Annotated in this window: 17 protein-coding genes and 1 pseudogene; 6 read left to right on the top strand and 12 right to left on the bottom strand. The window is 65.9% G+C overall.

The annotated features are described in order from the left end of the window. Positions 1 to 44 precede the first annotated feature (44 nt). A complete protein-coding gene (locus BLV04_RS16640; protein WP_281241858.1) occupies positions 45 to 995 on the bottom strand; it encodes a bile acid:sodium symporter family protein in 951 nt (316 codons plus the stop codon). A 192-nt stretch (positions 996 to 1,187) separates the two neighbouring features. Next, on the bottom strand, positions 1,188 to 2,465 hold the full coding sequence (locus BLV04_RS16635; protein ID WP_093034700.1) for an O-acetylhomoserine aminocarboxypropyltransferase/cysteine synthase family protein: 1,278 nt from the start codon (positions 2,463 to 2,465) through the stop codon (positions 1,188 to 1,190). Positions 2,466 to 2,808: 343 nt separating this feature from the next. Between BLV04_RS16635 and BLV04_RS16630 the strand changes: the two genes are divergently transcribed. After that, positions 2,809 to 3,663 carry a pentapeptide repeat-containing protein gene (locus BLV04_RS16630; protein ID WP_093034930.1) on the top strand — a complete coding sequence of 285 codons (855 nt, stop codon included), beginning with the start codon at positions 2,809 to 2,811 and terminating at the stop codon, positions 3,661 to 3,663. A 198-nt stretch (positions 3,664 to 3,861) separates the two neighbouring features. Here BLV04_RS16630 and BLV04_RS16625 read toward each other — a convergent pair whose 3' ends face one another. Further along, on the bottom strand, positions 3,862 to 5,562 hold the full coding sequence (locus tag BLV04_RS16625; protein ID WP_093034697.1) for a glycosyltransferase family protein: 1,701 nt from the start codon (positions 5,560 to 5,562) through the stop codon (positions 3,862 to 3,864). 156 nt (positions 5,563 to 5,718) lie between these two features. Next, positions 5,719 to 6,906, bottom strand: coding sequence for a sulfate adenylyltransferase (gene sat / locus BLV04_RS16620; protein WP_093034694.1), 1,188 nt, complete (start codon positions 6,904 to 6,906; stop codon positions 5,719 to 5,721). Between the two features lie 433 nt (positions 6,907 to 7,339). Between sat and BLV04_RS16615 the strand changes: the two genes are divergently transcribed. Continuing rightward, positions 7,340 to 7,558 (top strand): hypothetical protein, encoded by a 219-nt coding sequence (locus BLV04_RS16615; RefSeq protein ID WP_093034691.1) that lies wholly within the window; start codon positions 7,340 to 7,342, stop codon positions 7,556 to 7,558. 54 nt (positions 7,559 to 7,612) lie between these two features. On the opposite strand, the gene BLV04_RS16610 is transcribed toward BLV04_RS16615, so the two are convergent. Then, positions 7,613 to 8,308 carry a lytic transglycosylase domain-containing protein gene (locus tag BLV04_RS16610; RefSeq protein WP_093034927.1) on the bottom strand — a complete coding sequence of 232 codons (696 nt, stop codon included), beginning with the start codon at positions 8,306 to 8,308 and terminating at the stop codon, positions 7,613 to 7,615. 472 nt (positions 8,309 to 8,780) lie between these two features. On the opposite strand from BLV04_RS16610, the gene mepK reads away from it, so the two are divergent. Continuing rightward, positions 8,781 to 9,308, top strand: coding sequence for a peptidoglycan L,D-endopeptidase MepK (gene mepK, locus BLV04_RS16605; protein WP_093034688.1), 528 nt, complete (start codon positions 8,781 to 8,783; stop codon positions 9,306 to 9,308). Between the two features lie 122 nt (positions 9,309 to 9,430). On the opposite strand, the gene BLV04_RS16600 is transcribed toward mepK, so the two are convergent. After that, a complete protein-coding gene (locus tag BLV04_RS16600; protein ID WP_093034685.1) occupies positions 9,431 to 11,254 on the bottom strand; it encodes an RNB domain-containing ribonuclease in 1,824 nt (607 codons plus the stop codon). 156 nt (positions 11,255 to 11,410) lie between these two features. On the opposite strand from BLV04_RS16600, the gene ygfZ reads away from it, so the two are divergent. Together ygfZ and BLV04_RS16590 are read left to right on the top strand one after the other, a co-directional pair. Then, positions 11,411 to 12,460, top strand: a complete 1,050-nt coding sequence (ygfZ, locus tag BLV04_RS16595; protein WP_093034682.1) for a CAF17-like 4Fe-4S cluster assembly/insertion protein YgfZ — start codon at positions 11,411 to 11,413, stop codon at positions 12,458 to 12,460. A gap of 169 nt (positions 12,461 to 12,629) precedes the next feature. Beyond that, positions 12,630 to 13,034 carry a DUF1622 domain-containing protein gene (locus tag BLV04_RS16590; protein ID WP_093034679.1) on the top strand — a complete coding sequence of 135 codons (405 nt, stop codon included), beginning with the start codon at positions 12,630 to 12,632 and terminating at the stop codon, positions 13,032 to 13,034. Between the two features lie 6 nt (positions 13,035 to 13,040). Here the strand turns inward: BLV04_RS16590 and BLV04_RS16585 are convergent, their stop codons facing one another. The 6 genes from BLV04_RS16585 to BLV04_RS16560 form a co-directional block, all read right to left on the bottom strand. After that, positions 13,041 to 13,577 carry a hypothetical protein gene (locus BLV04_RS16585; RefSeq protein WP_093034676.1) on the bottom strand — a complete coding sequence of 179 codons (537 nt, stop codon included), beginning with the start codon at positions 13,575 to 13,577 and terminating at the stop codon, positions 13,041 to 13,043. A gap of 6 nt (positions 13,578 to 13,583) precedes the next feature. Beyond that, positions 13,584 to 14,318, bottom strand: coding sequence for a YMGG-like glycine zipper-containing protein (locus tag BLV04_RS16580; RefSeq protein ID WP_093034673.1), 735 nt, complete (start codon positions 14,316 to 14,318; stop codon positions 13,584 to 13,586). 116 nt (positions 14,319 to 14,434) lie between these two features. Then, complete coding sequence (locus BLV04_RS16575; RefSeq protein WP_093034670.1) at positions 14,435 to 16,087, bottom strand: SUMF1/EgtB/PvdO family nonheme iron enzyme; 1,653 nt, start codon at positions 16,085 to 16,087, stop codon at positions 14,435 to 14,437. After that, complete coding sequence (locus tag BLV04_RS16570) at positions 16,071 to 17,420, bottom strand: ABC transporter permease (protein WP_245731928.1); 1,350 nt, start codon at positions 17,418 to 17,420, stop codon at positions 16,071 to 16,073. The genes BLV04_RS16575 and BLV04_RS16570 overlap by 17 nt, the downstream gene beginning before the upstream one ends. Continuing rightward, positions 17,417 to 18,202, bottom strand: a complete 786-nt coding sequence (locus BLV04_RS16565) for an ABC transporter ATP-binding protein (protein WP_245731927.1) — start codon at positions 18,200 to 18,202, stop codon at positions 17,417 to 17,419. The genes BLV04_RS16570 and BLV04_RS16565 overlap by 4 nt, the downstream gene beginning before the upstream one ends. A gap of 11 nt (positions 18,203 to 18,213) precedes the next feature. Further along, positions 18,214 to 20,250, bottom strand: coding sequence for a vWA domain-containing protein (locus tag BLV04_RS16560; RefSeq protein ID WP_093034664.1), 2,037 nt, complete (start codon positions 20,248 to 20,250; stop codon positions 18,214 to 18,216). Positions 20,251 to 20,621: 371 nt separating this feature from the next. Here BLV04_RS16560 and BLV04_RS16555 point away from each other — a divergent pair. Then, positions 20,622 to 21,422, top strand: a pseudogene (locus tag BLV04_RS16555) (hypothetical protein); the annotation flags it as partial.

Below are 21,422 nucleotides of genomic sequence, written 5' to 3'. Positions count from 1 at the left end.
ATCCCGTCCGGCGCGGGGCTGCGCCACTCTGAGCTGCAAAGAACTCAATCGGAGGTGACCTGCTCGGTTACTGCCCGCTCCGCTTGCTCGCTCGGCGGGCGACGTGACCACCAGGACGCCAGCGCGGCACCGGAGAGGTTGTGCCAGATTGAAAAAACAGCCCCCGGCAAGGCCGCAGCCGGTCCGAAGAACTTGACCCCAAGCGCGACGGCCAGCCCGGAGTTCTGCATCCCGACCTCGATCGCCAGCGTGCGCGCCGTGGTCTCGTCCTGGCCGAGCAGACGCGCGATCCAGTAGCCGGCGGCGAGCCCGATCCCGTTGTGCAGGATGACCCCGATAACCAGTGCCGCGCCGACATGCGCGAGGTTGCCTGCGTTCAGCGCGACGATGATGGCGATGATGAGGACGATGGCGGCGACCGAGATCAGCGGGAAGACGGCCTTGAGCGGTCCGATCCGGGCTCCGAGCCAATGGTTGACGACAAGCCCCATGGCGACGGGGGCCAGAACAACCTGAGCGATGGAGATCAGCATCTCCAGGGCGGGAACCGGGACCCGCTCGCCGAGATAGAGCCAGGTCAAGGCGGGCATCAGCAGCACGGCGGCGAGCGTCGAGGCGGTCGTGAGCGTGATGGAGAGCGCAACGTCGCCCTTGGCGAGATAGCAGACGACGTTGGAGGCCGTCCCGCCAGGGGCCGTCCCGACCAGGATCAGACCCGCCAGCAGCTCGGGCGGGAGTCCCATCGCCATGCCGATCGACCAAGCCGCGAGCGGCATCACCCCGAATTGGAGCGCCAATCCGAGCCCGACCAGACCGGGGCGGCGCAGGACAGCCGCGAACTGGTTCAGGGTCAGGGTGACGCCCATCCCGAACATCACCAGCCCGAGCAGGGGCAGGATCGCCGGCTTGAGTCCGACGAGCGATTCCGGGAAGAGATAGGCGAAGAGCGCGCCCGAGAGGGCCCAGAGCGGGAACCATGTCGTGATGCGCGTCATGATTAAAGCGCGTCCGGAGTGATTTGGATGGTGGTCGGATTGCATCTGCCTTGATCGTATCCACCAACATCGGAGCCGACGCGGTTTAAGATGATATATTTTTCAAAATCTTAAACCGCGCCGACTCCAGCGATCGTGAAGTCTGCCGGGACCGATCCCATCAGAAACATCACATACCGCACTGGGCGCGGTTTAACCCGCCGCTGCCAGCGCCTGCTCCAGATCGGCGATGATGTCGTCGATATGCTCGATGCCGATCGAGAGACGGATCAGATCCTCGGAGACGCCGGCGCGGGCCAGCTCCTCTGGCGAGAGCTGGCGGTGGGTCGTCGTGGCCGGATGACAGGCGAGCGTCTTGGCATCGCCGATGTTGACCAGACGCACGGTGAGCTTGAGCGCATCGATGAAGCGCGCACCGGCCTCGCGTCCGCCCTTGATGCCGAAGGACAGGATGGAGCTGGCCTTGGCGCCGTCCATGTATTTCTGCACGAGAGGGTAATCCGGGCTGTCGGGCAGGCCGGCATAGCGGACCCATTCGACCTGGGGTTTGGCCTTGAGGTACTCGGCCACCGCGATCGCGTTCTCGCAGTGCCGATCCATGCGCACGTGCAGCGTCTCGATGCCTTGCAGGATCAGGAAGCTGTTAAAGGGCGAGATGGCCGCGCCCATGTTGCGCAACGGCACCACGCGGGCGCGGGCGATGTAGGCCGCTGCTCCGAGCGCCTCTGTGTAGACCACGCCGTGATAGGAGACGTCGGGCTCGTTGAGCATCGGAAAGCGGCTCGCATGCTCGGCCCAGGGGAATTTGCCCGAGTCGACCAGGACGCCGCCGATCGTAGTCCCGTGGCCACCCATGTATTTGGTCGCGGCGTGGACGACGATGTCGCAACCATGCTCGAATGGGCGGCACAAATAGGGCGTGGGCACCGTGTTGTCGACAATGACGGGCACGCCGTGGGCATGGGCCATGTCCGAGATCGCGCGCAGATCGGCCACGTTGCCGGCGGGGTTGCCGATGGACTCGCAGAAGACCGCCTTGGTCTTGTCGTCGATCTGCGCGGCCATGCCGTCGATGTCGTTGGGCGCAGCGAAGCGCACCTGGATGCCGAGTCGGGGCAAGGTGTGGGCGAAGAGGTTGTAGCTCCCGCCGTAAAGGGTCGAGACCGCGACCAGATTGTCCCCGGCTTGGGCAATGGTAAAGATGGCGTCCGTCACCGCGGCCATGCCCGAGGCGAGCGCCAAGGCCCCGACCCCGCCCTCCATAGCGGCCACCCGCTGCTCCAGCACGTCGCTGGTCGGATTCATGATGCGGGTGTAGATGTTGCCGGCGACCTTCAGGTCGAAGAGATCGGCACCGTGCTGGGTGTCGTCGAAGGCGTAGCTGGTGGTCTGGTAGATGGGTGTGGCGACCGCCTTGGTGGTCGGGTCCGGCGCAAATCCGGCGTGAATCGCGAGTGTCTCGATCTTCATGGTGGCTCCTGATGGTGGTGTCGTTCCGATGGGCGCCCTGGTTGGCGCGGCCGTCGGCTGGGCTAGCGTCGCTGTTTTCGTTGTGTTCTTTGCGCCATTACGAGCCCATGCCTCGGATTCGGGCATCAGGATCGTCACGACGCCTCGTCCGCCCCGCCGAGCGGTATTCGCGGTAAGGCCCGCCGATGGTATCCATCGGGTCCGAAACTGTCGATCGATCGGGATCCAAGACACGAAGGGCCGAGCAAGGTCATCCCTCGACTCGGCGGCTTCTGTTAAATTGAGCGGGTCGGCTGCGGCGATTCGGGTACCGAAAACACAACAACGGCGGAGGATGGACGAGATGGTCGAGATCAAGCATCGCGAGACGGGACAGGTCCTCGAACGAATCGACGCGGACACCCTGGCGGGTGCGGACCTGCGCGACATGCAACTAAACGGCGCGGATCTGCGCGGCGCCGATCTCTCGGGTGCGAACCTCGAGTCCAGCGATCTGGTCGGCGCCTTGCTGAGCGGTGCACGGCTGGCCGATGCCGTCCTGGTCGCGACCGACCTGACCGACGCCGACCTCAGCGCCGCCGATCTCACCCAGGCCCACCTGGGCGCGGAGCGACCCTCGCGTGCGGCGACCCTCAACGGCGCAAACCTGTCGCAGGCCAAGCTCGAGCGCGCCGATCTGCGTCATGCCGATGTCAGACGCGCCAACCTGCGAGGCGCCAACCTGGGCCATGCGGACATGCGCGGCACCGACTTTCAAGGCAGCGATCTCTGTCACGTGGTCGCACCCAAGGCACTCTTTATCCGCGCCAATCTACGCGAGGCGAATCTGTGCGGCGCGGATCTGCGCGATTGTCACCTCAACGACGCCAATCTGGCGGGCGCCAGCATGCATGGAGCCGACCTCACCAGCGCACTCCCCGGCGGCTTCACCGTCATCAATCTGGCCAACTTCGAGGGCGCCGATCTGCGCGGATCCAAGCTGCGTAGCGTCTCGGCTCAGGAGACCAATTTTCGCAATGCGAACCTGACGGACGTCGACCTGACCAACGCCGTTCTCGGGGGGGCCATCCTGCGCCGTGCCGACGTGACCAACGCCGATTTTTCGGGCGTCGAGCTGGCGAGCGTCACGATGGAGTTCGCGAATTTTTCCAAGGCGCGCAACGCCGTCTATCCGTCTTACAAGAGAAATCTCAGGTGAGAAGAACCTAAACCGCGCCCAGCGCGGTATGCGTAGTTTCTTGGATTGGCTTGACCGCGCCGGCTCCGACAATTGTCGGAGCCGGCGCGGTTTAAGGTATTAAAAAATATAAAGTTCCAAACCGCGTCGCCGCTAAAGGCCGTGGATGCACCAAACGTCGAACTCACGCGAAAGTGAGCATCTCGCTCTGGACGCGGTTTAACGGCGAATCGGGCAGCGGGCCGTGGGCGGCTCGTCCGCCGACGTCGCACCGGGTTCGGGAGACAGTCGGATCACCTGCGGAGACTCGACCCCGAGGGACGTCCTCAATGCCTCAAGCTGTGAATCGAGCCGTGCGTCGGGGGCGTCGGGCAAGGTCCAACGCCGGCGGTCCCGGATGAGGGTGCGGTCCGTTCCGCAAGCGTCCTTCATCGTGAAGACATCCCAGTCCCGAGGGGAGATCAGGCCATTGAACCAACCCGCTCCGTAAGGGATCTCGATCGGCACGCCGTCTCGCTCGGTCAGGGTCGTGCGGAATGCGATCCCCTTCGCATAGGCTGCGGCGTACAGGGGATAGAACATCTGCCCTTCAACATAAAGGGTCGAGCCCGAATCACACGCGAGCGCGGCCGAGATCTCGGGGCGCATACCGCCCGTGTGGGCCTCGCCGACCGGGTCCAGTGCGTTGGCGCGATAGAGCCCGAGCAACGCAAACCCCACGATGGCGAATCCGACAACCTGCTGCGCACGCGGCGTGCGCAGCCGCGACCAGCCGGCATCGAGCGCCAGGACAATGACGATCAGGTAGAGCGGAAACAGCATCACCTGATGCCGCATGAGTCCGCCGAACGGATAGACCCCGGCAACACCGGCCGTAAAGACCATCGCGGTGGCGATCACTGCGGCCAGAACCATCAGGGACCGGGCGTTGTCCCTCCGCCACAACGCGGACGCAAGAACGAGGGCCGCGGCCGTCCAGAAAACCGCCACGGCGAGCGTCTGCCCGAGCGTCGTCGCCGAGAACTGCGGCATCAACCAGCCGGCGTTGCCGACCAGGCCGCACCAGGCGAATTCGAGGATCGAATCGCCCTCGCACAGGATGAAGGATTCCAGGTGCACGGGCGGCGCCGTACCGAGACCCCGTCCGTATCCGACGGCGAACCACAACAAGACCGAGAGTGATCCGAGCACCCAGACCAGGAGTGCCGTCCAATCCAAGAAGCGCCAGGTCCGCAGCCATTTGAGCGTCTGCCGCAGCCGGGGTCCGGCTCGATCCGCCCAGACCAGCGCCAAAGCGAGGATCAAACCAAGGGTCACGAAGAGAGCCGAGTAGATGAAGGCGAAGGCGATGGTGAGTCCCAACGCCGCGATCAGCGGCTGCGGTTTGGGTCCAGTCCCGAGACCGGTCGTGTCGGATCCTGCACGCGGGACGAGCGTCGTCGCAGCGAGCAGACCGACCGTCAGGAAGAGCAGTCCGAAGCTGGAGGAGCGCACCGAGACCGCAAGCTCGAGGAAGGCGAAGCTCGTCACCAGCAGCACCACCCCGAGCAAGGCCATCTCCGGGACGACACGCAGACGCCGCAGCAACAGATACCAGAGCGGAACAGTCGCGACGGCGGCCAAGACCGATGGCAGCCGGAACCAGAAGGGATCCGGGCCGAACCGGGCCATCGGCACTAGCAGGAGATGATGCAGCGGCGGATGGGCGTCGACCAGGCTCTCTTCCAGCGCCTTGGTCCAGGGCGAGACGCTGCTCAGATAGAGGTGCCAAGCCTCGTCGTAGCCCCAGCGCGGATCGAGCGCAAAGAGTAGCCCGATTGCGAGTGTCGCGAGGGTCAGCAGGGCGAGCGTCAGGATGGACTCGTGCCCCGACATCGCATCGCGGGGTCCTTCTTGGTGCGGATGATTGGACGTGGACATTGATTTCTCGGCCTCGCAGGAATCACGGACCCCTGCGTCGACACCGTCTGAGCTTCATTGAAGAATCCGCTCCCCGAACCCTTTCGACGCCGAAACGCGCTGACCGCGCGGGCGCACGAGCACCCTGCGGGCAACGCGGATCGCCGAGAGCTCGACTCAGTCGAGCGAGCGATAGTAATCCATCAGGATCTGCGCGACCTCGGGTCGGGAGAACTCGGGCGGCGGGGCGATCCCGTTGCCGAGCATCTCGCGGACCTTGGTGCCGGACAGCAGGACGAAGTCATCCTTGCTGTGATCCGGTGCCTCGCACATCATAACAACGCGCTTGAGCTTTTTCGAGTAAGCGGTATGGTCTGCCTTGAAGATTTCGATCTGCAGTGCGTCTGCGGGAACCTCTTCGTCGAAGATCGTCTGGGCATCGAAGGCGCCGTAATAATCGCCGACTCCGGCATGATCGCGGCCGATGATGAAGTGGGTTGCGCCCATATTCTGCCTGAAATAGGCATGCAGCACTGCCTCGCGCGGTCCGGCGTAGAGCATGTCGAATCCGTAGCCCGTCACCATGGCGCTGTTGGGTGGGAAATAGAGCTCGACCATCTTGCGAATCGCCGCATCCCGCACCGGGGCGGGGATATCGCCGGGCTTGAGCTTGCCGAGCAGCATGTGGATCACCAGTCCGTCGCAGTCGAGCCGCTTCATCGCCATGTGACACAGCTCCTCGTGGGCGAGGTGCATGGGGTTGCGGGTCTGAAAGGCGACGACGCGCTTCCATCCCCGCTCGGCGATCTCGTTGCGGATCTCCACCGCGGTGCGGAAGGTGTCGGGGAAATCGTCTTGGAAGTAGGAGAAATGCAGGACCTGGATGGGACCCGAGACCGCGAATCGGCCCTGGCTGTTGAAGGTCTGGACGCCGGGATGCTCCGGATCCAGAGTGCGATAGACCTTCTCGGTCATCAGCGCCATCTGCGCATCGCTCACCTGCTCGATCGCCTCGACATCCATCACGGCGAGCACCGGATTGCCCTCGACATTGGGGTCGCGCAAGGCAATCCGCTTGGCCCCGGCGATCCCGTTGGCACTCTCGAGCAAACAAAGCACCGGGACCGGAAAGAAGAGCCCGTCGGCGGTTCGCATCCCCTCCGCCACGCCGACGGCGTCCGCGACATTCATGAAGCCGGGCAGCGGACTGAAATACCCGCCGCCCAACATCACGGCATTGGCGGCTGCCTGCGAGCTGATAATGACCGACGGCAGGGTCTCGGCCTCGCGCATCAAGGCATGGTGGGAATCCGGGTCGTAGACGAACAAGGGCTTCAACGCCTCGGAACCGACGGGTTTGATCATCTTCTGCCTCTCGTGGTGGGGTCCATCGCGCGCCTGTCGATGCTCGACCGAGGAGGACGATGAAACGACTGAGGGAACTGCATTCTTGTCGGACGTGTTGTCGGGGTTCGTGCGCTGGCGGCTCGCACCGCGCCGGACACGACAAGGTTCGGCCGGCAGTGGTGACGCGGCAACCCCGATCTGCTCTCGGCGCGCTTGCCGGAACCGACCGACCCGCTCCACCGATCGTCAAAACCATACCACGGACCATGAAACCCCTTGCCCAGAGGATCTTTATGCAACGAACAAATTCACTTTGCATAGAGGCGTGCGCAAGTCGGCGCTGCGGGGCGTCGAGTGCGCTAGACTTGCGCCCCGCCCGGGCGGGCCCATCTTCCGCCACGACCACACGATCGGAACCCGGCACACAGACACCGCGAAGGACACACCCACCATGCCCTACTTCGTCTACAAGATTTCACCGCCCCTTCAACTGGAATACGTCGACACCATTGAACGCTATCAGGATGCCCGCGCACTGGTACGTCGCCGTCGCGAGGAGGAAGGCACCGGGAGCGACATCCAGTACCGGCTCGTCTTTGCACGTCAACAAGGCGAGGCGGAGAAGCTGCTCTCGACCCCGCGCGACAACCGCGTCATCGGGGAGGACTAGCCAGCAGCGTCGGACGCAATCTCGAGCAAACGACCCGACGACCTCGCCCGCAAGTCAGCGCACCGACATCACCACCCCGGTGCCGGCGTCCTTCTCGGCCCAGAGAAACTGCCGGACCTTGCGCACGTAAGCCTGTGTCTCAGCATAAGGCGGAATCTTGCGTCCGTGCTTGATCACGGCCCCCTCGCCCGCGTTGTAGCCGGCGAGAGCAAGCTCGAGGTCCCAATCGAACATGTCCATCAGATCCCGCAGATAGGCCGTCCCGCCGCGGATATTCTCGACCGGATTAAAGCTGTCCGTGACGCCGTAGCGGGCCGCGGTGCCGGGCATCAGCTGCATCAACCCTTCCGCGCCGGCGCGCGAGACGGCCGTCGCGTTGTAGGCCGACTCGGCCCGCACGACGGCATGGATCAGCGCTGGGGAAAGCCCGTAACGGCGGGCGTTGGCGGCGATCAGCTTCTCGTAGGCGGCACGGCGCGTCGCCAGCGATCCCGTGATGGGTGCAGCCGCCTTGGCCCGCTCCCCGGTGAGTAGCTTGGGCTGTTTGAGGCCGGCCGAGCGCGTTTCGCTCTCGTGGACCAGTTTCTTCGACTCGCGCTTCCACTCGAGCCGATACTTGCTGCCTTTCAGCGGCGCGTCCGTAAAATAGACCTTGCCCGCGGCATCGACGTATTTGTAGATATCGGCCTGAGCCACGCCTGCAACGCCGCACGCCGCCAGGACCACGAAGGTCGCCAGGAGTCCTCGCATCTCATCCCCCTCGAACGGTGCCGAACCCGGTGCATCCCGGCGGTGCATGCTAGAGCAAGACGGCGGAATCGTCAGCCCCTTCGCCTCGGCGGCGAGCACCTCGCCTGCCGATTCGCAATACATCCGGCCCCCGAATGGCTTCACAGGACCAGCATAGACGAATTATCGCCGGGCGCGCGCGATTGATAAGACGCACATGAGAATCTTCGAATCGGCGTTCGAAATGTGGTCGAAATAGAGTCCAAATAAAGCCCGATCCGTTTGAAAAATGCCTCTCATGAGTCATCACGTGATCTGTTAGATAATCAAAAAATGAGCATTTTCAACAGTATCTTATCATTTCTCTCTTGTGTAACATTTTAAGTGCGACACCGAATCGACACGATGAGAAATTTTCGATTGCTTTTCGGCGACCACTTCCTATACTCTCCCCTTGCCTACAGGCTAGAACGTCCAATGTACCGGGGGGAACATGAATCGACGTTACTTTTTAGGCGTGGCTTTGTCTGCTGTCGCCGCTCCTGCTTTCGCGAAGAAACCGGCGGATCGCCCGCGAGTCCTGGCCTTTAATCATCTCCACACCGACGAACGCCTTGCGGTAACCTATCGGGTCGGAGACCGCTACCAACGCAGTGCCCTGCAAGAGATCAATCACTTCTTCCGAGACTTTCGGACCGGTGACCAGGTCTCGATCGACCCGCAATTGCTCGACCTCTTGTACGATGTCAAGACCTACCTCGGCGACCCCGATGCCCGCTTCGACGTGCTGAGCGGATACCGGTCGCCGCGCACCAATAAGATGCTCCGGGAAACCTCCGGCGGCGTCGCCAAAAATAGCCTGCACCTCACCGGACAGGCAATCGATGTGCGCTTCCCCGACCTTCCGACACGCTATATCCGAGATGCAGCGATCGCCCTCGGGCGCGGCGGCGTCGGCTACTATCGTCGTTCCGACTTCGTCCACCTCGACACGGGTTCCGTCCGGCGCTGGGGCGCCTGAGCGGGACCTGTCCGCGTCGATTCCGCGAGCGGCCGATCGTCGCTCGCGGAATCGGCGACTTCCGAGGCTTCGCGGCGCACCGGTCAAGTCAAACAGACCCAAGCCGGATCGGCCCGAGCCAATCAACCGAGAATCCGGAATCCGGAGGTGAGCGCCGGAACATCGACCTCGGTCACCGTCAGTCGCAGTCGTTCGTTCAGCCCGGGCGCATCGCGCGAGCGAACCCGCGCCTCCAGTGCCAGGTCCGGGATCAATACCGTCACTTTCCGCTCGTCGCAGTCGACGACGACGCCATCGCCCCGCCACTCCTGATTCTCACGCAGGAAGACGTGTTTCCAGTGCTGGTTGGAAAGCCGCTCCCCGCGTCGAACGGATGCCGCGGCAACCTCCGCCTGAGCGACGCGCGCCGTGACCTCCTCTTCGGAGAGGCCGGGTCGGCCGGTCAACTCGGCCCGGATCTGCTGGTGAACCAAAAGATCCGAGTAACGGCGAAGCGGGCTCGTCGCCCGTGTATAAATCGGGAGACCCAGCCCGGCATGCAGATCCGGCGTACCCGTCAGTCGGGTCGGCTTGAAGCGGCGTCGCCGCGCGTACATGGCTGCGAGATCGGTGGCGGTATCCAGTCCGTCGGGTAGCGCCTGAGTCGCGTAGGGGATCGGGATCCCGCGCTCCAAACAAAACCGCCCTGCAGCCACGCCGGCCATCAGCATGGCATCCGTCACCATGGCACGGCTGCCGAGCCGCGGGAGCTGACGGATCCGCACCCTCCCGTCCTCGACCCGGATGCTCACCTCGGGCAGATCCAGGCCGGTCGCACCGTCGGCATGCCGACGGGCGCGAAAAGGCTCGACCAAGGCCCGAATGGCGGCAAAGGGACCTTCGTCGAGGCGCTCCTCGACCCAGTCGTAACTCAAACGCTCCACGCGCACCCAGGTACGATGGACCTGGATGTCCAGGAGCTCGCCCTGCGCGTCGCACAGCATGCCGAACGAGAGCGCCGGCGAGATCGGCTGCAGCCCGAGCCCGAGCTGATCCGTAACATTCGCGGGCAACATGTTGACCACGCCCTCGGGGAGATACAGGTTCGCCCCGCGCGCCCTCGCCTCGCGCTCGATCTCGGACTCGGCATCGATCAGCGCAGCGACGTCCGCAACATGGACCCAGAGTCGATCGCCGTCCACGCTGATGGCATCGTCCGGATCCTGATTGCCTTCATCGTCGATGGCGTAGGCCGCAAGGTGCGTCAGGTCGAGACGCTCCTCCTCGATGAGTGCCGGAACAGACAGGTCGGGATCCCGGGTCGGGACCCCGCAACGCGTGGGATACGGATTGTGGGTGGCGTGCCAATAACCGACCTGGACCAGTGCGCGATGAGCGTTTTCGGGCGTCTGCTGGTGACCCAGCGCGGCGAGGATACGACTGTGCTCGGATTGCCCGTGCGCCAGGCGCTCGACCTCGCGGAGTCGATCCCGATCCTCGGGGGCCGGCGCCGCCGCGGCCATGCGCTCCAGGAACGCCTGCCAATCGCGCTCCTCCGCCGCCTTGGCCTCGCGCTCCGCGCGATCGCGCTCGACCGCCTCGCGTGGACGTGCCTGGATCTGTGCCGGGGTCCCGTTGAAGATCAGCCCCTCGGAGACCAACTGCCAGGCCGCCCAAGCCGTGGCCGGCGTGAAGGCGTCGAACGCCAGCTCGGCGAGATCCTTGAGGTTGGTCTCCGAACCCTCCAGCAGCTCCCAAGCCGCGTGCAGCTCGCCCTCCTGCGGCGCGAGATCGGCAAGACGATGCAGTGGACCGGGATGCAGCAGCTCGACATCCTTGGGTCGAACGCGCTTGTTCCCACCGTCGAGCTCGATCTCTATCTTCTCGCCCACGCTGACCACGCGCGCTGGGCGGACCTTGTAAAGCACCAGGCTATTGACCGGCGGACTGGATTGATATGTCGACAAGCTGCTGTGATCTCCACTGCACCATCTAAACCGGCCTTGCGCGATCGATCCCTGTCGAGCGCGGTTTTCGCGGCACCTTTGGTTATGATACCGGAACCGGCCGCCTCTCGACGCAGCATCATGCGGCCACCCGGATTCCAGCCCGAGGTAAACAGCATGCATCCAGTTTGGCGAGACCATCTCACCGCGACCTCCGTGCGTATCGACGAGGACGGGATCCCCCGCTTCCCGGAGCCCGCTCCCGGCGCGAAACCCGACTGTCGCCTCTTCGATCTCTCCCATCTCGGACTCCTCGCCGTGCGCGGCGAGGACGCCTTCGGCTTTCTCCAAGGTCAGCTCAGCAACGACATCCGCGAGCTCTCCGAGAGCCATGTGCACTGGAGCAGTCACTGCAGCCAGAAGGGACGCATGCTGGCGAGCTTCCTGGTGATACGGGTCGGCGACACCTTTTATCTTCAACTGCCGGCGGAACGCGTCCCGGATCTCCTCAAACGGCTGCGCATGTTCATACTGCGCAGTCGCGTGACCATTGATGAGGCGAGCGACGAACTGGTCCGGATCGCGATCGCCGGCGACTGTGCCGCAGCGGCCGTGGGCGACTGCGGCTTCCCGGTGCCCACGTCCGAGAACGGCCTCGCGCTCGCCGACGGGATCGCCGTGGTTCGCCTACCGGGACCCGAGCCGCGCCTTGAGATCATCGGCCCGCCCGAGCCGCTTTGCGCGCTCTGGGACGCACTGCAAGCCCAAGCCGCGCCCGCAAACACCGACGCCTGGACCTTGCTCGACATCCGCGCCGGCATCCCGAGCGTCTACAACGACACTGCAGACACTTTCGTCCCCCAGATGGCCAACATGCAGCTCATCGACGGCGTCAGCTTCCACAAAGGCTGCTACACCGGCCAAGAGATCGTGGCCCGGATGCAGTACCTCGGCAAGCTCAAACGCCGGATGTACGTCGGCGAGGTCGAGAGCGAGACGCCGCCGCGCCCGGGCGACGCGCTCTTCTCGCCCGACAGCACCTCGCAGCAGGGCAGCGGGACTGTCGTCGCGGCCAGCCCGCTCGACAAAGGCCGTTACGCGCTGCTCGCGGTCGTTGAGATCAAGGCGGCCGAATCAAGCGAGGTCAGACTCAGCGAAGACGGACCGCCGGTAAGGCTCGAGGCGCCACCTTACGGTTTTCCGATGGAGGAAGCGGCGACGACTTAGGGTGATTTCCCGGGCTCGGCATCCCGACTGCCCACGCCCGCAAGCTGTGGGGGCGACTGTCGGGGCGCGGTAGGGGCGACTTTAGTCGCCCGCACCGCAGCTGGGTCATTTGGGCGACTAAAGTCGCCCCTACCTCGCACCGCCCTTGTACCGAGGAGTCAGTCGAGCCATGAGCGAGGGCGTCAACAGTTTTTCGGAATCGGCCGCGGACATTTGGCTTCCCGATCCGGCTGCGCTCGGCGTCGAGGAGTGGGTGCTGACTGCGGTCTTGTGGCTGAAGCTGGGCGTGGAGGCGATGGGGGCGCTGATCATCGGCATCGGCGTCCTCGTAGCGATCTACCAGTTCATCCGTGCCTTGTTCTCATCCGGCATCAGGGACTACAACCCGATTCGGCTCACGCTCGCGCGCTACCTGGCGTTGGCGCTCGAGTTCCAGGTCGGCGCCGACATCCTGTCCACCGCGGTCGCGCCGAGCTGGGATCAGATCGGCAAGCTCGGCGCCATCGTGGTCATCCGCACGGCGCTGAACTATTTTCTGATGCGCGAGATGCAGGAGGAGCACCGCGACCGGTGAATCAGGTTATTCGTAAACCCCCGCCGCCAACTCCTTCTCCAACATGGAAACCTTGAGCTTGAGATCGTCGCGAGCCGCCTGTTTCGCCGCAACATCGGTGCCGGCGTCGGCTGCCTTGCGGGACTGAACGCCGCTGTCGATCGCGGACACCCGCGCGGCGAGCTCGCGGTTGGCCTTGGTTTCGGCGGCGAGGCTTCGCTTCAGATCGCCCCAGGCGGCGTCGAGCCGGGCATAGTCGGCTTGCCGGCTGCTCAGGTCGCCCTTCACCTTGGACTGCTCGGCCTGAAGCTCCGAGAGCACCGAGCGGAAGGAGGCGTTCAGACGCTGCTCTTGGTCCAAGGTCGCCTGCATGGCACGCTGACGCTCGCCATAGGCGCCGGAAGCAAGACACCCGGTGTTCTTGAAGAAATCACGCGCGGTCGGGTCGCACTCGCCCGGCGTCGTGGCACAGCCGGCGATGCTCGCGGCCAAGGCGAGCGCACAGGCGAGAAGGACGGGACGCGCGCGCGACAAGCCGGTGATTCGAATCATCTCGATTGCCATGATTGCTTACCCGGCCACAGGGGAGGCGTTGATCTGTTTGTCCATGAGCGCGACCTCCTGCTCCAGGCCCGAGATTCGCTTCTTCAATGAGCCGATCTCCTGGTCCAACTGTGCGGTATTGGTCCCGGACTGTCGCTCGAGATTGGAGATGTCCACCCAGTCCTGCTGCTTGGCCTTTAGCGAATCGACCGTGCTCCGCAGCTGATCGCGATTGGACTTGACCCCGGCAAGATCGCGCCTTGCCTGCTCGCTCGAGATGGCCTTGTTGCGATAGGCCGCATTAACCTGCGCAAGACGTTTGCGGTCGGCGGCGATCACCTCCTCGCTGGTCGCGATCAGGCTCGAGATGCGCGCGTTCTCCGCCCGCACGTCCGCGGTCATGGCCGCGATGCGCTGCTCGTCGTTCTGATACTGCTGACGCTTGGATTGCACATAGGCGTTGGCCGCCAGCCCGACCGCACAACCCGCGGCCGCGCCGATCATCATGTTGTTGCTGCGTTTGCCGTCGGACAACATCCCGAGCAAGGCCCCCGCGACCGCACCGGCGGCACAGCCTTGGAGCGAGGTCTTGGCGTCGAGCTGGGAGGATTGCTGGCGCATGCGCTGCTCGGCGGGCGTCAGCGGCACGCCAGAGGCGGTCCCGCCGCTCATGGTCGGGTAGCCGGCACAACCGGCTTGGAGGAGGGCCAACGACACGCTGACGACGACGATGCTCTTGCCCGTTCGACGCTCGATCGACATCTCAATGCTCCTTGTGGATGGTTCGGCTCTGATGGCTCCGCGGGTATGCAACCCTGCACGTCCGTCGTCTGAGTTTAGCCGATCAGCCGCTACTCAAGCGCTGAATAATCGGCGGGTCAACGCAGCCCGCGACACCCCTTGAACCAGTCGTCGCGCGCGACGGCACCCGCTCGCGCATAGTCCAAGACCTGCCGATGGAAGCGCTCGGGATAGATCCCCAGATCCCCGTAGCCGCGCGCGGTCAGCTCCGCGCGCAGTCCGTCCAGCTCCGAATCCAGAACGGCCAGGTCGTCCGGATAGGTCTGCGCCGTGCGCACGATCGAGTCGGCATAGACGCCGATGTTGGCTGCGAGCACCGCGTCGTCGCGCGCCAGATCCTCGGCGAGCCGGCGACAGCGCGGATGCTCGGTGTCCTCGTTCTCTTTGCAGAGGTCGTAGCGCTGGCGAAGCAGAGCGATGTTGAAGCCCTCGACCGAAAGCTTCTCGCACAGCAGTCCACCGAAGCGCAGGGCCTCGCGAGCACTGCGGGCGCGCTGCTCGTAGAGCCGCTGGTTCGTGCCGGCAACCACGCTGCGCAACCGCTCCAAGCGCTGCTTCATCTCCGGCTCGCCGCTCGCCCGAGCGAGTGCCGTCAGCTCGAGCACCGGGTCCTCGAAGGGACGATCGGACAGCACCGGACGCGGCGACGGCGTCTCTTGCGGCCGGGCGACATCGCTGCCGAGCCGCTCCCAGGCGGCGCGCACGGCGTCGATGCGCTGAGTTGAGGTCAGGACAGGTGCTGCGAGGAGGACGCGAAAGCCCGTGTCGGCCGTCCCCACGGCACCGCGATCGTCGTAAAGGGGAACCTCGCGCCGCAGGGAGCTGCGCAGATCCTCGGCACTGGAATGGAGACTGCCGCCGCGCACCACTGCGGCGCCCGGCTGTCCGTGTCGACGCTCCACCCGGTGCAGCCGAAAGGGATCAAGGACATATTCCTCGAGATTGCCCATCACGTCGTGAAGGCCGAGCGGGTTCGGCTCGAGCACGCCGATCGGGCGCACCTGACCCTGTGCGTTCTCGTTGAACCAGGCATGGCGCGCGGGTCCGTCAGGCATCGGATAGAGCATCTCGCGAAACACTGCCGGGCTGACCCGATCGCCCCCGCGCGCCGCATATTCCCACTCCGCTTCGGTCGGCAGACGCACGAAGGCCGGCACCCCGTCGGCGCGCGGCAGACAGGGCGTCGCGGTCGTGTCGCAGTCCGCGATCGCCTCGGCCTGCGCGCGCAGCCAGAGCGAATAACGATGCGCAAAGTCCAGGGCGTCGTGCCAACCGATACCACCCTTGGGAAGTCGTGCCGTCGCGCCCTTGCCCGGCTCCGGACAGTCCGCGCCGGACGCGGCGGCGATGACAGCGTCGTATTGCAGCGCGGTCACCTCGTACTTACCGATCAAGAAGCGGCGCCGCTCGCTCTCGGGTGCTTCGAAACTGCCGGCGAGATAATCGAGATAACGATGCTCGGCATAACCCTGACTCTCGGTCTCGCTGCCGAGCTCCACCTCGGTATCGGCGAGCGGGTCAGTGCCCGCCGTGCCGACCGGCCGGAAGGCCACGGCGCCGCCGCACGGCAGCGGGACGATGACGTCCTCCGGGGCAGGCTTGGGGTTGTAGAGCGCCTCGGGCCAGGTCACCGCGACCTCCGCGACGCCGTGCGAGGCAAACAACACCAGCGCGATCGCCAACAGACGGCTCAGCCGCTCCGCACCCTTTGAATCAACGGATCGCTTCACGCAAACCCTCCGCCGGACTCACGCGCCCGGCCCGTATCGCCCCGGCCGTCGACGCGACCAATGCCACCAGCATGACCAACGCGGCCGCCACTCCCAGGTCAGCGATGCCGAGTCGGGTCAAGTAACCCCCGCCGGCCAGATTCTCGCCCATGACGGCGTCGAACGCATGCGCGCCCGCGAGATAGCCTACACCGGCAAAGAGCAGACCGAGCCCGGCGATCAGCGACCCTTGGATCACCGGCAGCGCCGCGACCGCGCCGGGTCCGAAGCCGAACAGCCGCAGCAACGCCAACTGACGGCGCTTGCGCTCCACGCCCACCCAGAGCGCACCGCCCAAGGCGAGCGCACAGCCCGCCCCGCCGATCAGCGCGATGACCCGAAACAGGAACGACAGGGTGCGATCCACCGCCTGCACCGAGGCGATCCGCTCGGCTTGGGTGCGGACCTCGATCCCCTCGGCGCTCACCGCCGCGGCCAGCGGGCCGACCTGATCCAGCCCGGTCGCATAGAGCCGGGCGTTGGCGAAGCGCGTCTGACGCTCCGCATAGCCGTTCGGGACGGCACCGTCGGGCGGCAGATCAAGCGTACCGTCCCGGTAATCCTCGGCAGCAACCAAAAGATCCAGGCTGGTGAAGAGCGCATCGCGCGCAAACCGCGCCTCGGGCACGATCCCGATGACCGAGAGCGGCAGACGCAGATGCTCGGAGACGCCGTCGCGGGTGCGCTTGACGACGGCGACCAGTGCGGCCGGATCGGAACGGGTCGGAACGCCCTCCTCCGCTCCCGAGGCCGGCGCCCCCGGCCCTGGCTCGGCGGACATCAGGCCCAGCCGACGCGCCAGTGTGGCGGTCACCAGGACCTCGCCGGGATGGCTCGGCAGCGCGGTGCCCGGCGGTAGAAGCGGATCGCCGAGCGCCGTCGGGATCACCTCGACCGCCGGCAGCAGGCGCTTTGCCGGGTCAAGCAGATCGACACTGGCATTGATGGTCCGGGTCTTGGGGATCAGGAAGGCGACGTCCGGCCGCGCCGCAATCTCGGCGAGCCAGTCGCGATCCAGCCGGGCGCTGCCGTAGATGACCACCTCCAGGTTGCGCGGGTCGCGCAGCAGGGTCTCGCGCAGGGTCTCGACGACACCGTTTTTGAGTCCGAGCAGCAGGAGCAACGGGGCCAGGATCGCGGCGACGGTCAGCACGAATACCAATGTGGTGTGCCGATCGTGACGCAGATCCTTCCAGGCCAAGGCCCAGACCTCCGCGGCGGCAGGGCCGAAGGACGCACGCGGTTCGGTAAACGCCGTCGCCAACCCGCGCCCCGAGCGATCCCTGCCGTTCAAGACGCGTCCTCGAAGCAGGAGCCGAGCCGGTCCGGCGCATCGAGCGGACGCGCCCGGATCTCGCGCAGGCCAAGCGCGCGTACACGCCCCTGCTCGTGGGTCGCGATCACCACCGCCGCCCCACTCTCGACCGCCAGATCACGCAGCAGTCCGAGCACCCGGTCCGCGAGCCGCGGATCGAGCGCCGAGGAGGGCTCGTCGGCCAGCACCAGGGCCGGTCCGTGGGCCAGTGCGCGACCGATCGCCACACGCTGCTGTTGCCCGACCGAGAGCTGAGCCGGACGCCGGTCCAGCAGCGAACCGATCTCGAGCGCCGCCACCAGATGAGCGATCCGCGCGTCCTCGGCCGGAAGCCCGAGCAGGCGGCGGTTGATGCCGATATTCTCGCGCACGGTGAGAAAGGGCAGGAGTCCGCCGGTCTGCATCACGAATCCGATCGACCGGGCGCGCATCCGTGCGAGCGCGCCATCGGCACGGGCGCGCCACAGCCTAGCCACATCCACCGGCGCGGCCGAATACAAGAGAAAGTGCGCCCCCGGCAGCGGCGGCGCGGCGAGCCCGAGTAGCTCGAGCACCGTACTCTTGCCGCTGCCGCTCTCCCCGGTGATCGCCAGCGTCTCGCCGCGGGCGATGCTCAAGCGCGGCACACTGACCTCGAAAGACCCGCTCCCGGTGCCATAGCGATAGCCCAATCGGGTCGCCTCGATCAGAGGGCCGGCGGTCGGTGAATCGGGAACATCAAGCGATATCGCCAGAGCGGATGCGTTATCGACAGGCGCCATCCGCGAACCCATCAGGGCAGATCGCGCAGCGGCACCGGATAGACCCATTCGCCCGCCGGGCTGCCCTCGGCCAGGCTCACCCAGCGATCCGTGTCGGCGTTGTAGCGCTCGTAGAGCTTGATCTTGCCCTTGAGCCGGCTGACGAACTCGAACTGACGCTGCGTGCCCCAGCGCGACCAGGTGTCCTGATCCAGCGTCATGACGTCGCTCTTGTAGGGCAAGCCGTCGAGGTATTCCCCGAGCAGGCCGAGGTCTGCAAGCTTGGTCGCCTGCGGACTCGCGGCGAGCGCCGGATCGCGTCCGTATTGGGCAGCGATGGAGCGCAGGCTGTCGAAGAAGGCGTCGGGTTTCAACATCCCGGCATCCGCGGCATCGACGATCTGTTTCAAGATCCCGTGCAGGTCGCTCAACTGGTCCTTGGTGATCAGCACCCGCTCGTCGACCGTCCGCACCGTGGGGTCGGCGAGGTCGCTGTCGCTGATCCAGCCCTCGAAGACCGACGGTGCCCGAGTGCCCTCCTCCCGGCCCAGATAGGCGAGCTGCATGGCATGACCGAGCGCACGCGTCGCCTCGCGCAGCGCGGCGGTCTCCGGGTCTTGCGCAACGGCGGGGCTCGCCGTCGTGGTCGCGGAGCTCGGGATTGAGGTGGCTGCGCGTGCACTGCCTGCCGCGAGATCGCCGCGTGCAGACGCCTCGATGCTCTCGATGACCGTGTCGGACAGTGCGGAGACCGCCTTGCCCAGTGCCGCGGCGGAGCCGTCCTGCACCGAGAAGTAGAGGCTGCGCTGGATCGCGGCGTTGTTGGCCAGGGTCCGATACTGCGCCTCGGCCGCGGCGTGATTGGTCTTGCCCATCGCGGTCTTCAGATGCAGCACCAAGAGAGCAACCCCCTTCTCGGCCGCCTCCGAACGCACCTGCTCGGCATGCAGACCCGTGGTGGAGGCGTCGCCTTCGAGCGCGCCGGCATCGGTGATCAGGACGGCATAGCGTGCGCCGAAGCGGTTCCAGGGGATCTCCTCCAACGCCGTGATCACCCCGGCGTAAGGATCCTCGTCGAACCGATCGGTCGAGACCTTCGCCTCGGTGACCTTGGATGCGCGGTTCAAGAACTCGAGCCCCGTGGAGACCTCCGCGGGATCGACGAACATCCGCGCGACATACTCCAACGATTTGGCCTTGGCCGGATCGGCGGTCGGCGCACGGAAGGCGACGAGACCGAAGGCGACCTTGTCGAGAAGCCCCGAGCCCTCGATCCGCTTGTAGACCTGCTGCGCCGCCGCGCGCGCCTCGTCGATGTACTGCTGCATCGAGACGGTGGAGTCGATGATGAAGACCACCGCGGCGCGAAAGCTGCCGAGCTGGGTCACCGGCTCGGCGCTTTCGTCCGGAGGCGGCGTGCTCGTCGGGGCCGCCGTCTCGGTGACCGAGGCCACCTTGAGACCGCGCATCAGATGGCCCGAATCGGTGAAGACCTCCTCGAAGTCCAGGATGGGCAGCAGATAGAAGCGCGAGTTGATGTCGATAAAGCGATCCGGCTCGATCGCGACCACGCGCGGATCGCGCCCGCCCTCGGCGATTTTGCGGGTCAGCGGACCGACCTCGGCGGCCGGATCCGGCAGCGCCAGCAGGCCGTTCAGCGAATCCCAGGAATCATAGAACAAGGCGCGCTCGCGCGCGGCGCCCGGGTTGGTGAAGGCCAAGGCCATCTGCTGAAGCCATGGCACCGTGTCACCGGCCCGCAGCCAGCCGCTGATCTTGCCCTTGGTGCCGACGCCGACTTCGAGCCAACGCTGCCCGTCGCGCTCGGTCTCGGCATAGACGTAGAAGCGCGAGAAGGCATCGACAGGACGCCCGGCATCGCCGCCCGGTTGCTCGGTCAGCATCGCCCCCGGGCGGGTCAGCACCCGCTGAAAGAGCGTCTTCTTCCCGGCCTGCAGCAAGGGTGCGCGATCGGTCGGCGGCTCGGCGAAGACAGGCACCGCAGCCAGGACGACCGCGGCCAGCAGCAGCCACACACTCAACCGTCGCTTCAGGTGTACTCCAATCATCCGGGCTCCAGTGAATCCGCGCTCCGAGAGGTCATCAGGCGATCCGATCATGCCGACACGGCGTAGGTCGGGTTAGGCGCGCCGCTCCGAGATCCGATGAACCGCACCAGGGTCAAGGCGCGCCGTAACGCTACGCCGGCAGGCTGTCGAGCCGCCGAACGTCGGGTTTCGCTGCGCCAACCCGACCTACGGGACGCTGTTGCGCGGAGGTCGGGTTGGGCACGCCGCTCCGAGATCGGACGATCCGTACCACGGTCGATGCGCGCCGTAACCCGACGCGGGAAGGTGATGATTATCGCATAGGCCGCCTTCGGTACCGAACCGGCTAGAATCCATGTCAGGACGTCACACCGACTGCTCGGGAGCCCGCGATGACACCCTCGGTTCGTCTCTTGACCCTGATCTACGCCGGTCCGCCCGCGGATCGGCTGGCGCCGGATCATCCCTGGCAGCAGTTCGACGCGCTCGGCCGGACCCTGCGACGCCATCTGCCTGGGGCGACCGCGGCCGTCTTCGCCCGGCCAGAGATCGCCGTGGACGGCTCGGGCACGATCACCTGGACCAGCGAGCTCGCCGGACAACCGCAGCCTCTGTCGGACCTGCCGGACGAAGCGCAGGCGGCGGCACGGCGCATCCTCGCCGATCACCTGAGCGCGATCTCGCACCTGGCCGACGAGCTTGCCCGCCGCGAGCCGGACGACCCGGAGCCCGCACGGCTGCTGACCCGCGCCATCGTCTATCCGGGCGACGAGGCAGTCTATGTGATCGACGGCGCCCCGGTGCTGATCTCCTGGGGCGGGACCGACCCCGGCCGCCCGCCGCCCCGCGCCGGTGGGCCCGATCCAGCGACCGTCCCGCCCTCGCCGCGCCGGCCCGCGTGGATCATACCGGTCCTGGGGTTGATCGCACTCGCCGCTCTGGGGCTCGGGATCGGCCTGGGCGTCTGGCTCTGGCAGGCGCAGGAAACCGAGGAAGGCTTGCGCGAGGACCTCGCCGTCGCGCTGGCCAACCAATGCGACCCGGTTGCACCGCTCGTGGCACTCGCGTCCCGCCTGGAGCGGATCGACCGAGAGGACGCGCGCTACGCGGACATCCGCATGGCGGTCCTGACCGAGATCGGCATCTGCGAGGAGGCCGCGCTCTTTACCGAACGGCTCGCGACCGAGCCGCCC

The sequence above is a fragment of the Thiocapsa roseopersicina genome (assembly GCF_900106925.1).
GTDB classification, from domain to species: domain Bacteria; phylum Pseudomonadota; class Gammaproteobacteria; order Chromatiales; family Chromatiaceae; genus Thiocapsa; species Thiocapsa roseopersicina.
The sequence above is the reverse complement of the archived record's forward strand: the minus strand, read 5'-3'. Positions and strand labels throughout refer to the sequence as shown.

What these genes read in the sequence shown, in the direction of transcription:
- ygfZ (WP_093034682.1), top strand. Translation starts at nt 11,411, where the DNA reads ATGCATCCAGTTTGGCGAGACCATCTCACCGCGACCTCCGTGCGTATC.
- BLV04_RS16640 (WP_281241858.1), bottom strand. Translation starts at nt 995, where the DNA reads ATGACGCGCATCACGACATGGTTCCCGCTCTGGGCCCTCTCGGGCGCG.
- BLV04_RS16590 (WP_093034679.1), top strand. Translation starts at nt 12,630, where the DNA reads ATGAGCGAGGGCGTCAACAGTTTTTCGGAATCGGCCGCGGACATTTGG.
- sat (WP_093034694.1), bottom strand. Translation starts at nt 6,906, where the DNA reads ATGATCAAACCCGTCGGTTCCGAGGCGTTGAAGCCCTTGTTCGTCTAC.
- BLV04_RS16630 (WP_093034930.1), top strand. Translation starts at nt 2,809, where the DNA reads ATGGTCGAGATCAAGCATCGCGAGACGGGACAGGTCCTCGAACGAATC.
- BLV04_RS16560 (WP_093034664.1), bottom strand. Translation starts at nt 20,250, where the DNA reads ATGATTGGAGTACACCTGAAGCGACGGTTGAGTGTGTGGCTGCTGCTG.
- BLV04_RS16580 (WP_093034673.1), bottom strand. Translation starts at nt 14,318, where the DNA reads ATGTCGATCGAGCGTCGAACGGGCAAGAGCATCGTCGTCGTCAGCGTG.
- mepK (WP_093034688.1), top strand. Translation starts at nt 8,781, where the DNA reads ATGAATCGACGTTACTTTTTAGGCGTGGCTTTGTCTGCTGTCGCCGCT.
- BLV04_RS16585 (WP_093034676.1), bottom strand. Translation starts at nt 13,577, where the DNA reads ATGGCAATCGAGATGATTCGAATCACCGGCTTGTCGCGCGCGCGTCCC.
- BLV04_RS16565 (WP_245731927.1), bottom strand. Translation starts at nt 18,202, where the DNA reads ATGGCGCCTGTCGATAACGCATCCGCTCTGGCGATATCGCTTGATGTT.
- BLV04_RS16635 (WP_093034700.1), bottom strand. Translation starts at nt 2,465, where the DNA reads ATGAAGATCGAGACACTCGCGATTCACGCCGGATTTGCGCCGGACCCG.
- BLV04_RS16615 (WP_093034691.1), top strand. Translation starts at nt 7,340, where the DNA reads ATGCCCTACTTCGTCTACAAGATTTCACCGCCCCTTCAACTGGAATAC.
- BLV04_RS16625 (WP_093034697.1), bottom strand. Translation starts at nt 5,562, where the DNA reads ATGTCCACGTCCAATCATCCGCACCAAGAAGGACCCCGCGATGCGATG.
- BLV04_RS16610 (WP_093034927.1), bottom strand. Translation starts at nt 8,308, where the DNA reads ATGCGAGGACTCCTGGCGACCTTCGTGGTCCTGGCGGCGTGCGGCGTT.